The 12375-nt window shown below is 74.6% G+C and carries 11 protein-coding genes; 4 read left to right on the forward strand and 7 right to left on the reverse strand.

The genetic code is table 11. The features are described from left to right. The 5 genes from ABT048_RS30280 to ABT048_RS30300 all read right to left on the reverse strand — a co-directional run. Window positions 1–746: transcriptional regulator (locus ABT048_RS30280; RefSeq protein ID WP_350524728.1), on the reverse strand; the 746-nt coding region annotated here is incomplete at its 3' end. Between the two features lie 193 nt (window positions 747–939). Further along, complete coding sequence (locus ABT048_RS30285; protein WP_350524811.1) at window positions 940–1323, reverse strand: hypothetical protein; 384 nt, start codon at window positions 1321–1323, stop codon at window positions 940–942. Between the two features lie 726 nt (window positions 1324–2049). After that, window positions 2050–3057, reverse strand: coding sequence for an MsnO8 family LLM class oxidoreductase (locus ABT048_RS30290; protein WP_350524729.1), 1008 nt, complete (start codon window positions 3055–3057; stop codon window positions 2050–2052). 50 nt (window positions 3058–3107) lie between these two features. Next, on the reverse strand, window positions 3108–3650 hold the full coding sequence (locus ABT048_RS30295; protein WP_350524730.1) for a DUF2269 domain-containing protein: 543 nt from the start codon (window positions 3648–3650) through the stop codon (window positions 3108–3110). Between the two features lie 319 nt (window positions 3651–3969). Further along, the gene (locus ABT048_RS30300; RefSeq protein WP_350524731.1) at window positions 3970–5169 is read right to left on the reverse strand and encodes a peptidoglycan-binding protein; all 1200 of its coding nucleotides are present in this window, start codon (window positions 5167–5169) and stop codon (window positions 3970–3972) included. 373 nt (window positions 5170–5542) lie between these two features. On the opposite strand from ABT048_RS30300, the gene ABT048_RS30305 reads away from it, so the two are divergent. From ABT048_RS30305 to ABT048_RS30320, 4 genes are all read left to right on the forward strand, one after another. Beyond that, the gene (locus tag ABT048_RS30305) at window positions 5543–6886 is read left to right on the forward strand and encodes a DUF6271 family protein (protein WP_350524732.1); all 1344 of its coding nucleotides are present in this window, start codon (window positions 5543–5545) and stop codon (window positions 6884–6886) included. Further along, window positions 6883–7500, forward strand: a complete 618-nt coding sequence (locus ABT048_RS30310; RefSeq protein ID WP_350524733.1) for a GNAT family N-acetyltransferase — start codon at window positions 6883–6885, stop codon at window positions 7498–7500. The genes ABT048_RS30305 and ABT048_RS30310 overlap by 4 nt, the downstream gene beginning before the upstream one ends. A 165-nt stretch (window positions 7501–7665) precedes the next feature. After that, window positions 7666–9018 carry a hypothetical protein gene (locus ABT048_RS30315; protein ID WP_350524734.1) on the forward strand — a complete coding sequence of 451 codons (1353 nt, stop codon included), beginning with the start codon at window positions 7666–7668 and terminating at the stop codon, window positions 9016–9018. Window positions 9019–9298: 280 nt separating this feature from the next. Further along, window positions 9299–10369, forward strand: coding sequence for a hypothetical protein (locus tag ABT048_RS30320; protein WP_350524735.1), 1071 nt, complete (start codon window positions 9299–9301; stop codon window positions 10367–10369). Between the two features lie 3 nt (window positions 10370–10372). Here ABT048_RS30320 and ABT048_RS30325 read toward each other — a convergent pair whose 3' ends face one another. Beyond that, on the reverse strand, window positions 10373–11020 hold the full coding sequence (locus ABT048_RS30325; RefSeq protein ID WP_350524736.1) for a response regulator transcription factor: 648 nt from the start codon (window positions 11018–11020) through the stop codon (window positions 10373–10375). Beyond that, entirely contained in the window at window positions 11005–12267 is a 1263-nt protein-coding gene (locus ABT048_RS30330; protein ID WP_350524737.1) for a sensor histidine kinase, read from the reverse strand. The genes ABT048_RS30325 and ABT048_RS30330 overlap by 16 nt, the downstream gene beginning before the upstream one ends. Between the last annotated feature and the right edge of the window lie 108 nt (window positions 12268–12375).

Genomic DNA, 12375 nt, shown 5'->3' on the forward strand with positions numbered 1-12375 from the left:
GCGCCGGGCCCCGGCGCGACGGGCCCCGGCGCGACGGGCCCCGGCGCGTCGAGCAGTCCGGCGGCGGCCAGACGGCGGACGTCCGCCGTGACGCCGAAGCCGGAGCGGCCGAGCAGGCGGGCCAGGTCCGCCGGGGTTCTTCGGCCGTCGGCGTGGTCGATCAGCTCCCGGCGCCGCCGACCGGGCGGACGGTGGGACGGCAGGCGGTTGTGCTCCACCGGGCGGACCGGGGCGGTGTCGAGCTGCGCCCAGGGCCAGATCCGGTCGAGCAGCCGGCCTCGGCGCTCCACCTCGCGGCGGAGCCGGTCCGGCTCGACCGTCGCGACCGGTCCGAGCCAGTGCCGGACGTCCGACTCGAACCGCCAGAGGCCGCCGCCCGGATCGGCGAGGACGAAGAAGGCGGCGTCGAACAGCGTTCCCAGGTGGCCGAGTTCGAGCTCTCCCCGGGTCAGCAACCGCCGTTCGACCAGGACGTCACCGACCCGGGCCTGCGGGCCGTGGACGCGGACGAGGTCCGCCCAGTCCTCGGGAGTGATCCGGCCGCAGCCGGTGAGCAGGTCGGCCAGGCCGGGTGCGCGCGGGGACTCGGCGCCGGCCACCGCGCCGTCGACGAGGTGGAGGGTGCCGAGCGGACCGTGCAGGGCGCCGGTGGCGCGACGGCCGGCGAGCAGGGCGAGCGCCTCGCCCGGGGTCTTCGGTGCGGCGTACTCCGTCGGGGGCGGGACGGTGCCGATGGCGGCGGTCACGCGGGCCACCGCCGGGAGGCGGCTTCAGGGGAGGATGCGGGTGCGGAGATGGAGGTGGATCCGGATCCGGGTGCGGGTACGGGTGCGGGTGCGGGTGCGGGTGCGGAGGCTGGTCCGGAGCCGGCGGCAGGACGCGTCGGCGGCCGAAATGCGACGGGCAGCCGGAGGGGTTCGGGTGTCACGGACGTCGGGTTCACCCCAGCACCAGCTCCTCGGCCAGCGCCTGGAGGCGGAAGCGGGCGACGGCGAGGTTGCCCGCCGTACGGTCCAGCCAGAGATGGAGGACGAGCCGGCTGTCGAAGACCGTGTCGATGAAGCGGATCAGGTGGTAACTCCGGCCGGCAGTGACGATGATGTCCTCCAGCGGCGACCGCCGGTTCTCCGCCGCCGTGAAGGTCTGGCTCTCGACGGCCGCTCGGACCAGGTCCGTTGCCTCGGCGGCGGAGGTCTCGTGCTCGCCCGTCGGGCTTTCTCCGACGCTGCCGAGGGCGAGCCCGCTACTCCAGTCGACCAGGCTCGCGGCGCGGGCTCCGGCGATTTCCATCGCTCCGGAGAGGCATTCGTCGATACCCGGCACACCGGCTCCTTCGCGGGGTCTGGGCGGCCGGGCGCTCTGCGGCACCGACCGGATCGCCACCAGCAGTGGCAGGTTCGACACGGAAGGCTACTGCCGGGGTTCAGTCTGACGAACGTTCCAATGGCATATTCACATCATTAGCGGCTGGTTCCAGCCAAGGTATGACGATTCATCAGACCGGCCCGGGTGGGCAAACCCGCTGGCCCGCCCACCGTTCGGGAACGGTGCTCATCGGCCACCTGGCACGGGACCTTGGCCGATACCGGGCCGACGGGGAGGGTTTCGAGCCCAGGAATGCGATAAAGGGACGAACGCGCGGGAGGCGAACACCTGAGCCCTGGCCATGAGCGGCGCTCATGTCGAACGCGATGAGGCACGCTCATGGGCAGCGCCATGAGGGGCGCTCATGGCGGCCCTCATGAGGAACCGCGATGAGGCAGGCTCATGGGCAGCGGCCATGAGCAACACGCATGACGAAGGGGCCCGTTCCGCTGGACGGAACGAGCCCCTTCGAGTGGAGCGCCAGGCCCGGATCGCACGGACTCTTCCTACTGAAAGTAGGACGTGCTCTGGTAGCACCGCTGACGCATGTTCGAGAGATTCGCTCTCCGGAAGATCACTTCCTCTCGACGGACAGAACAGTAGCAGGTCATCGGGCCTGCTCAGAAATCGAGCCGGACGGATCGTGGCTGGTCGGCCCGGTACCGCCCGAGGGGTGCCACCGGCTCAGGCCTGGCCGACCGCCTCGGCGAGCAGGCGGTAGGAGTCGAGCAGCGCGACACGGTCGTAGGTGCTGGTGGTGACCAGGAACTCGTCAGCCCCGCTGCGCTCGACCAGCGCGGCCAGCTCGGCGGCGGCATCGTCCGGGGTGCCCGCGATGTGGCCCTTGAGCGACTGCTCGTACGCGGCCCGCTCCCGCGCCGTCATAGCCCGCGCACGGATCTCCGCGGCCGGGGCCAGCGGCGGGAACTCGCCGTGGGTGCGGGAGTACGCGCCGGACCAGGCCTCCGGGACGAGGAGCTCCTGGGCCCGCTCGGCGGTCCCGGCGACCGCGACCGTGCCCGAGACCACCACGTACGGCTCGGCGGCCTGCACGGAGGGACGGAACCGGGTGCGGTAGCGGTCGATCGCCGCGAGCATCCGCTCCTCCCCGCGCGCGGCGGCGATGACCAGCGGCAGCCCGGCGTCGGCGGCCAGATCGGCGCCGGCCCCGGTGGCCAGCACGAAGGCCGGAACGTGCAGTCCCTCCGCGGGCCGGGCATGGACACCGCGGTGCGCCTGCTGCGACCCGTCGAAGTAACCGAGCAGCTCGGCCAGCTGGGCGCCGAAGTCGTCCGCCGCGCCCTTCTCCCGCCCGAGCGCCCGGCGGACACCGTCGGTGAAACCCACCGAGCGGCCGAGGCCCATGTCGATCCGGCCGGGGAACAGGGCCGCGAGCACCCCGAACTGCTCGGCCACCACCATGGGTTGGTGGTTGGGCAGCATCACCCCTCCGGTGCCGACCCTGATCCGCGAGGTGGCCGCCGCCACCGCGGCGGCGAGCACGGTGGGTGCCGAACCGGCCACCCCCGGCACCCCGTGGTGCTCGGAGACCCAGAAGCGGTGGTACCCGAGCCGCTCGGCCTCGCGGGCGAAGTCCACCGTGTCCCGCAGCGCCCGGGCCGGCTCCTCGCCCTGGCGGGTGCGGGAACGGTCGAGCACGGAGAGCCTGGTGGTGGGCGCGGTGCTGGTCACATGGGTGGACAACGCCTGCCTGCCGGGTGGGCATTCCCCTTCCCCCGGCCTCAGGGGCCGGCCGGCGGTATTCGCGGACGCGTGCTCCCGGCCGTGCGGCGGCGGCCCCAGGGCTTGTACACCGACAGCACCACCGCGAACAGGTAGAGCGACAGGGCGATTGCCGGAACGATCACCGTGGTGTAGCGGACGACGCCGAGCTCCGACGCCCGGATCGGGCCGGTCGGATGCGCATCCACCGCGCGCACCGCGTCGTGCAGCCGGGCGGTGAGGGCGAAGACCGAGGCCGTCATCGCCGCCAGCGTCAGCCAGAACTTGGTGCTCACCCAGTAGTACCGGAACAGGCCCCAGGAGGTGCCGAGCCCGAGCACCACCCCGCTCAGGAAGGTGAGCAGGCTGAGCGGCAGCACCAGGGCATCGCCGAGCAGACCCATCGCCCGGTAGGCGGTGCGCAGCCGGTCGGCGTCCCCCGTCGTCAGCGCCGTCACCGCCAGGGTGAGCAGGCAGAGCATCAGCGCCAGCCAGCTCACCGAGGCGACGACGTGCAGGACGACCAGGGCCTTGCGCGCCCTCGGCGGCAGGATGCGATCCACCGATCGCCGCCTGCCGCCGGGGGCCGTTCCGGACGTCGCGACGGCTCCGACCGCCGCGGTGGAAGCGCCGGCCGCGGCGGAAGCGGTCGCACCGACGGCCCCGCCGGCCCCACCGGCTCCGGTGGACGAGCGCACGGGGTACCTCCTTCGAGTCGTGGCCACGGACACGACCCCGAGACTGTCCCGCTCGCCCCTCATCGGGCATCTGCCGACGGAAGTAACATCGGCTACTCCCGGGCGAGTAGGCGTCCCCACTCCGGACGCGCCGACACACCTCCCCCGGGAGTACCCGAGCCGCTCCCCCGGAGCTCCGCGCCGCTCAGTCGGCCACCGAGAAGCCCTGCGCCGCGCCGAGCCGTTGCAGCGAGGCCTGTCCGGGGATGCCGTCCGCCGCGCCCGCCTGGTACCCGCAGCGCCGCTGCCAGGCCGCGTACGCGGCGACCGTGCGGGTGCCGAAGGAGCCGTCCGCCCAGCGCTGGTCGAGCAGCCCCTCGTCCACCAGCGCCTGCTCCACGATCGCCACCTCGGCCCCGTACGTGCGGTGGCCCTGCTCGGCGCCCGGGTCGGTGCGCGCGGCGGAGACCACGTGGGCGACCGACACCGTCCGCTGCCCGGGGACGTAGCCGAGCAGCCGGTTCAGCGAACCCTCGCCGGGCACGCCGTCCGCCGCCTGCCCGGAGTAGCCCAGACTCCCCTGGTAGTCCGCGTAGTTCTCGGTGTCCGCGTCCGTCCAGGTCGGCCCGGGGCCGGAGTGGTAGTGGGCCCCGAAGCCGCGTGAGACGAGCGCCCGCCCGACCGCCGTGACCTGGTAGCCCTGGGCGCCGTAGCCGTACGACAGGCCGTTGATGGAGACCTGGTAGCGGGCGGGCGCCGGGGCCTGCGGGGGCACCGGGTGCTGCTGCGAGGGCGGGGGGTCCGGGGTTCCGGAGCCGGCCGTGAGGTCGGGCCAGGAGCCGGGGTCGGTGTGGTCGTTGAACGGCACGTGGGCGTGCGCGTACCAGCCCCCGCGGGTCTCCCACACCTGTTCGTCGCGGTGGCCGGAGAAGTCGACGGGCCGGCCCATCGGCCACACGTCGGGGACGCCCCAGGAGGCGATCCAGGCGTGGATCCGGCCCCAGCCGGCGCACGGGGTGTCGACCAGCCGCGGGTAGACCCGGCCCTGGTAGCGGCAGTACGGGAAGAACACCGCCTCGATCTGGATCACCACCCGCCCGGCCCGGTTGGTGCGGGTCGGGCTCGCGGTCGGGCTGAGCAGGCTCTTCGAGCGGGAGTCGGCCGGGAACAGCTGCGCCGTGCGGCCGCTGAACGGGTCCCAGACCAGGTGCGGCGCGTCGCCGGCGCCGCTGCCGGTGAAGTAGCTCACCAGGTCCTCGTAGGGGCACCAGTCCTGCGGTGCGGCGGCGGTCGCGTTGCGGTCCCAGGTGATGTGGGCGATGGCCTTCGGCGGGTACTGCTGATCGGTCGGTGCGTGGTCGCCGAGGTCGTGGACCTCGGCACCGGGAAGCCACAGGTCGGGCATTGCGGTCTCCTCCGAACGACGTGAGGGCGTCGCATCCGGTATCGGCAGGTCCGCGGTCCGGATTGACCCTTACGGCGCAATGCGCGGCACTGAACCCCTCCCGCTCGCCCGGACGTTCGACCACACGGGGGGTGCTCGTCCTCACGTGCGAAAAGAGCGCCGGGGCGCCGGGGTCGGGCCGCGCCGGGGCGGGCGGCCGCCGGAGGAGGGTGCGCGCGAGCCCCACCGGAGCCGCGCTGTCAATCGTTGACATCACAAATGGTCTAGTCCACGGTAGTCCAGCGGACCGGCCGAACCCCTTTCCCGGGCATCCGTGTGCATCCAACTCGCCTTCGTGGCATCACATCTGACGACTCGACGGAGAACCCCAGCCATGCGGAGAATCTGCCTCGCCCTGCCCACCATGCGGCCCTGCGCCGGCACCATCGCGGACCTGGCCGAGGAGGCGGCCCACGCCGTCGCGAACTTCGGGGTCGAGGTGCACCTGCTCGTCCTCGACACCAACGACGCCGCCGGATTCGCGGAGAACGCGGGCGCCGTGGCCGCACTGGCCCCCGCCCCCGGCGTGGTCGTCCACCACCTCGGCGAGGCGCAGCAGCGGACGTTCCTGCGGCGGGTGACCGAGCGCTCCGGCGCCCCCGACCCCGACCTGCTGCTCGACCTGATGCTCCCGCCGGCCGTCGCGTACGGCGCCTGCACGAACCGGCTCTTCCTGGCCGCGGCCGCCCTCGGCTGCACCTCCGTGCACCAGCGCAACGACGACGCCGACTTCCAGACCGTCGACGGCCGCAAGGTCTTCCCGATCCACCACGAGCTGCTCTCGCTGGGACGGCCCGCGGGCGAGGCGGCGGCCGTGGTGACCCGGTCCGAGCTCGACCCGGCCGACGCCGACAAGCCGGTGGTGCTGGTCGGCGGCTCCTTCATCGGCGAACTGTCCGTGGACGTGGGCGAGATCCGCGAACTGGACCCGGCCGTCTACCACGACGTGGTGGGCCTGTGGGCCCCGCCGCTGTGGTCGGAGGAGGAGAGGAACGCGGTGGTGGAGGCCTCGTTCAGCGGTGCCGGCGCCGAGCCGTTCACCGCCGACGACTCCGTGCTCGGCGTGCCCGACATCTGGCACGTCGACATGTGCAACATCGCCCTGGACCGCCGGGTCTACGAACTGCTGCCGCTGCTGCCGTCGACCGAGACCATCGGCAGCGACTACTTCCTGTCGCACGTCGTGCTCGACGCCGGCCTGCCCGGCGTCGTCCACAACCGCCACATCGTCAACTACTACACGCCCGAGCGCCGCACCGGCCCCGGCTTCGTCGCCTACCAGCTGCGGTTCGTCAAGTTCCTGCTCTCGATGCTGTACCTCTACCCGGTCTACGGCGAGATGATGGACCTCGGCGGCGCGCTGCTGGACGACCGCCACGGGCTGCGGGTCGAGCCGATCCTCGACTCGGTGCGGCGCAGCGCCCACTGGGACCGGTCCCGGAACGAGCACTGCCTGGACGTCCTGGACCGCTCCTACCGCAAGCTGGGCGGCAAGTACGCCGAGCTCGCGGACGTGGTGGCCGGGCGGCGGCAGCGGCTCCTGGACGAGGCGCAGCAGGACGTCGAGCGGTGGGCGGTGCTGATCGAGGCCTGGGCGGCGCTGGTGGCCGCCGCCCGCGCGGAGGGGTTGCCCACGGCTGCGGAGGGGTCGGCCGCGGGTACGGAGACGGCGCGGTGAGCGGCGGCGCGGTGGGCGGTCCGGTGAGCGGCGGCGCGGTGAGCGGCGGCGCGGTGGGCGGTCCGGTGAGCGGCGGCGCGGTGGGCGGTCCGGTGAGCGGCCCGGTGAACGGCCCGGTGAGCGACGGGCTCCGGATCCGGCAGCTGGTCGACGACGACTGGGACGCCGTGGCCGAGCTGGAGCACGCCGCCTACGCCGCCGACGGCCTGTCCGAGGGCCGGGAGGCGCTGCAGTCCCGCGCCCGCAGCTCGCCCGCCACCTGCTTCGTGCTGGAGGAACGCGGCCTCGTGCGCGGCTACCTGCTGAGCCTGCCGTACCCGCCGCTGCGCTGCCCGGACCTCGGCCGGCCGGAGGTGGCGGCCTACGAGTCGCGCAACCTGCACGTGCACGACCTGGTGATCGCCGAGGAGCTGCGCGGACGGGAGGTCGCGCTGGGCTTCATGCGGCACTTCCGGGAGCAGGCGGTCGGGCAGGGGTACGAGCGGATCTCGATGGTCGCGGTGCGCGGGGCGGACATCCTGCTGCGGCTGCTCGGCTACCGGGCGCACCGGGAGGTCGCGGTGCCGGAGTGCTACGGGCGGCGGGCGGTGTACATGTCGATGCCGGTGGACTGAGGGCCGCCTTCCGGCCCGACTGCACGGCCCGGTCCAGTCCGGGCCTGCCTGGTCCCACCAGGTCCAGTCCGGGCCTGCCTGGTCCCACCAGGTCCAGTCCGGCCCTGCCCGGTCCGCCGCGATAATCGGCGGCGGGCCCGGCCGGTGGGCGGGCACAATGCCCGGATGCCGGAGCTCCTGTACGCCGTCGCCCTCAACCCCGCGCTGCCGAGCGGCCTCCTCGGCCGGCTGATCGACGCAGCCGACGCCGACGAGGAGCTGGCCCTGGCCCTCGCGGACCGGCCGGACCTCGGGCCGGAGCAGGTCCGGCGGCTCGCCGCACGCGACCGGGAGACCGCCGCCCGGCTCGCCTGGGGTGGTCTGCTGCGCGCGGAGGACGTCGACCCGGTCGCCCGGCCCCTCGTCGCGCTCGCCCTGCTGGACGAGGGACGCGGCGATCCGGCCTGGGCAACGGCGCTGGCCCGGCACCCGGACCCGTACGTCCGGATGCGGCTCGGGGCGTGCCCGGGGCTGCCGGACGAGGCCGCCGACCTCCTCGCGGAGGACGAGGACACCGACGTGGTGGGCGAACTCGGCCTGCACACCGGCCGGACGGACCTGCTGGCCCGGCTCGCCGGACACCCGGAGACCGAGGTGCGGCGGTGGGTCGCGGCGAACCGGGCCGCGCCGCCGGAGCTGCTGACGGCGCTGCTGGCCGACGAGGTCCAGGTCCGCCGCCAGGCGGCGGGCAACCCCGCGACCCCGGGTACGGCGGCCGCCCGGCACGTCGACGACCACCCGCTGGTCCGCCAGCAGCTCTCCGAGCACCCCGGACTGCCCGCCGGGACCTACCACCGGCTCGCGGAGGACCCCACCCCCTGGGTCCGGGGCAACCTCGCCGAGAACCCCGGGATCGACCTGGCGCTGATGCACCGGCTCGCCGAGGACGACGGGTACGACGTACGACGCCGACTCGCGCACCACCCGGCCGTCCCGCTCGACCTGCTCGAACGCCTGGCCGTCGCCGTCCGGATCGGGGCGACCCTGCTGCCCCGGATCGCCGGCGCGGAGCCGGCCGAACTCTCCCGGCTGGCCGGATCGGCGGAGCCCCGGGTGCGCATGCTCGTCGCCCGGCACCGCGACCTGCCCGCCCCCGTACGGGACGCGCTCGCCGCCGACGCGGACGCCGCGGTGGCGACGTCGGTCGCCCCGCACCCCGGCCTCACGACCGGGCAACTCATCGCGCTGCTCGACCGGTTCGGCACCAAGCTCGCCACCGCGGTGGCCGCCAACCCGGACGCCCCGACCGCACTGCTCGACCGCATCGCCACCACCGAGCCGGTGCCCGCCAAGGCCCTGCGCGCCATCGCGGCGCACCCCCACGCCGGCCCGGAGGCGCTGGCCCGCGGCCTCGCCTCCGCGGACCGGCGCACCGCCGAGGCCGCGGCGGGCAATCCGGCGCTGCCGCCGGAGGTCATCGCCGCGCTGGCCGGGGAGGCCTGGTCGGCCGGCACCGAGGGGAGCGGGAGCAACCGGTAAGCGGAGCCCGGGAGGAACCGGCAGCCGGAACCCGGGAGCAACCGGTGGCCGGAGCGCGGCCGGTGGGGGCTCCCCGAGCGCCTCGAACGCGGTTCCGGTCCTGCGGACGCCCGATCGGCCTGCAGCCCCGCCTTCCCCTTCCGTACCGGCTACGTCCGGGAGTGGTTGCAGTTGCGTCTCCGTTCCATCTCGGCGGGGGTACGAAGTACCGGCCGGTCCGGGATCGTGGAAGCTAACGACTGGTCCGGCAAGGGGAGTTGCCATGGGGGACGGCCGCGCGATGGTACCCGGCGTCGTGGAGGCGCTGCTGGTCGACGGGCCGCACCGGGCGGTGGCGGACGTGGTGCGGGCGCGGCTGCGGCTGGTGCCGGAAGGTGCGCGGGCACTGGACGCGGCCGAGGCGGACCCGAAGGACGGGCCGGCGCGTACGCAGCTGACCGCCGCGGTCGCCCATCTGCTCGCCTCCGACGAGGCGTTCGCGCAGTACCTGGCGACGACCGGGCTGGGGCGGCCCGCCGATCCGCCGACCGTCCAGCTGCGGAACGAACCCGGCACCGTGCAGCTGCGGACCGGCCCCACACCGCCCCCGGCGAGCCCGACCACCGTGCAGCTGCGGACCGGCGCCACCCCGCCGCCGTCCGGCCCGACCACCGTCCAGCTGCGGGTCGATCCGGTGGACGCCCGGGCTGCGGCTTTCGCCGCACGGCGCAGCAACACCGGGATCGTGCTGGCGCTCGTGGTGGTCCTGATCGCCGCCCTGGTCGCGATCGGGATCCACCTGGGATCCCGCCCGCTGCTGAAGCCGGGCGGGCCCGGTCTGGCGCACGCCGCGCAGCCGTTGCGCGACCCGGCGCTGGTGCAGGGCGTGCTGCCGGACGCGCGGGCGGTGCCCGGCGGCTGGCAGGTGCGCAGCGGGCCGCAGTCGGGGAAGGGGACGGGCGGCGACGTGCCGTGCCTGCTGCCGGACTCCTGCGACCGGCAACTCGCCTACGCCACCGTGACCTTCGCCGCAGCCGTCCAGAGCGTCGAGCTCAGCGTCGTCACCTTCGACTCCCCCGAGACGGCCGCCCGGGCCTTCGACACCACACTCGACCGCACGGCCGGCGAGGCCTCCGGGGCGGTGGACCTGCCCCGGATCGGCGACCAGAGCGCGACCCGTACCCGCGGCTCCTCGTCGGCGGTGGCGCTGGTCCGGGTCGGCAGCGTGGTGCTCCTCGTGCACGACACCGGGATCGGCGCCGCGGCCACCGCGCCCGTGCTCACCGTGTTCGCCCGGCTGCTCGCCGACCGCGCGCGGCAGGCCCAGGACGGCCGCACCCCGGACGCCGTCGCCCGGGACACGACCGACTGACGGTCAGGGCTTGTTGAGGTAGGCGAGGACCGCGAGCACCCGGCGGTTGCCGTTCTCGTCGTCGGTGAGGCCGAGCTTGCCGAACATCGAGGTGGTGTACTTGCCGATCGCGCTGTCGCTGAGGAACAGCCGTTGCGCGATGGCCTGGTTGGACAGCCCTTCGGCCATCAGGGCGAGCACCTCCGACTCGCGCGCGGTGAGCCGGTCGAGCCGCCGGTTCGAGGGGGCGGAGGAGACCAGCGCCGCGATCACCGCCGGGTCCATGGCCGTCCCGCCCCCGGCCACCCGCTCCAGGGCGTCGACGAACTGCTCGCCGTCGAACACGCTCTCCTTGAGGAAGTAGCCGATGCCGCCCGCGCCGTCGGCCAGCAACTCGCGGGCGTACAGCTGCTCCACGTGCTGGGAGAGGATCAGCACGGGCAGCCCGGGCACCTCGCGGCGGGCGGCGAGGGCCGCCTGCAGGCCCTCGTCCGACTGGGTCGGCGGCATCCGGACGTCGACGACGGCGGCGTCCGGACGGTGGGTCAGCAGGGCGTCCAGGGTCTCGGGTCCGGTGGCGGCCGTGGCGACCACCTGGTGCCCGTAGGCCTCCAGCAGGTGGACCATGCCGTCCCGGAGCAGGTAGAGGTCCTCGGCTACAACGATTCGCATGGCACCATCATCGTCGCACGGGTCGGCCCGCCCTCGGGGCTGGTGATCTCCAGGGTGCCGTCGAACACCGCGAGCCGGCGGCGCAGGCCCGCGAGTCCGCCGTCCTCGCGCACCACCACGCCGCCGCGGCCGTCGTCCTCGACGTCCACGACGATGCCGGTCTCGCTGTGGGCGACGGCGATCCGTACGGCCGTCGCCCGGGCGTGCTTGGTGGCGTTGGTGAGCAGTTCGGCGACCCCGAAGTACACGGCGGACTCGATCGGCGGCTCCAGCCGGAACCGCCGCTCCGCGGTGACGGTCACCTCCAGCGGGCTGTTCAGGGCAAGCGCGTGGACGGCGTCCACCAAGCCGCGCTCGGTCAGCACCGGCGGGTTGATCCCCCGCACCAGGTCCCGCAGTTCGGCCAGCGAGCTCGCCGCGCCGGCCCGGGCCGACCGCATCAGCGCCCGGGCCCGCTCCGGGTTCGTCTCCATCAGCTTCTCGGCGGTGGCCAGCGAGAGCCCGAGCGCGACCAGGCCGGCCTGCGCACCGTCGTGCAGGTCGCGTTCGATCCGGCGGATCTCGGCGGCCTGGGCGACCGTCACGTCCGCCCGCTGGGAGGTCAGTTCGTCGACCCGCTCGGCCAGCAGCATCGCGGCGGAGGGGCCGAGGAAGCGGACCGCGACCGGCTCGACCAGCCGCCAGGCGTACGGGGCGCAGGCCACGGCCGCGACCGCGGCGAGCACCCCCACCAGCCTGGCGACCGGCTCCGGCCGGACCAGTCCGAGGACCGCCGTGGCCGCGGCGGCCGGCGGGACGGCCGCCGCCAGGCCCGCCGTGAACGGCGCGATCCCGGTGAACCGCAGGTCGCGCCAGGTGGCCGGGTCGCCCCACCAGGTCCGCCACGACTGGTCCAGCACGGCGTCCCGGCGGCTGCGCTCGTAGGAGTGGCCGTTCCACCAGTAGCCGGTGGACATCCGGGTGACCGGCCCGGGCTCGCGGTACCCGGCGGGAACGACCGTGCCGGTCCACCGCTCGACCAGGAAGCGCACCGCCCGGCAGACGGGCCGGGCCAGGGCCGGCGAGCCGGTGCACACCAGCACCACCGGCAGCAGCCACGACCACGGGTTCGCCGGGCCCCACCCGATGCCCAGCGCCACGGCGGCGGCCCACACCGCCGGGATCAGCAGGGTGACGACCGCCACCGCGCACGCCCGGGCGAAGCCCACTCCAGCGCGCACCCCCCACGAAGCCAGTTGTCCGATCATCCCCGCTCCTCGACCTCCGTTCGATGCCCCCACTCTGCACCAAGCGGAGCCCGCCGCGGCGCTGGTCAGCGCAGAAGTGGGGCCGGCCCCACCCCTCGGTGCGTCCAC

The organism is Kitasatospora sp. NPDC096140 (assembly GCF_040303045.1).
In the GTDB taxonomy this organism is placed as follows: Bacteria; Actinomycetota; Actinomycetes; order Streptomycetales; family Streptomycetaceae; genus Kitasatospora.

Coding starts and splice junctions, on each gene's coding strand:
- ABT048_RS30300 (WP_350524731.1), bottom strand. CDS start 5,169: ATGCCCGACCTGTGGCTTCCCGGTGCCGAGGTCCACGACCTCGGCGAC.
- ABT048_RS30305 (WP_350524732.1), top strand. CDS start 5,543: ATGCGGAGAATCTGCCTCGCCCTGCCCACCATGCGGCCCTGCGCCGGC.
- ABT048_RS30315 (WP_350524734.1), top strand. CDS start 7,666: ATGCCGGAGCTCCTGTACGCCGTCGCCCTCAACCCCGCGCTGCCGAGC.
- ABT048_RS30320 (WP_350524735.1), top strand. CDS start 9,299: ATGGTACCCGGCGTCGTGGAGGCGCTGCTGGTCGACGGGCCGCACCGG.
- ABT048_RS30325 (WP_350524736.1), bottom strand. CDS start 11,020: ATGCGAATCGTTGTAGCCGAGGACCTCTACCTGCTCCGGGACGGCATG.
- ABT048_RS30330 (WP_350524737.1), bottom strand. CDS start 12,267: ATGATCGGACAACTGGCTTCGTGGGGGGTGCGCGCTGGAGTGGGCTTC.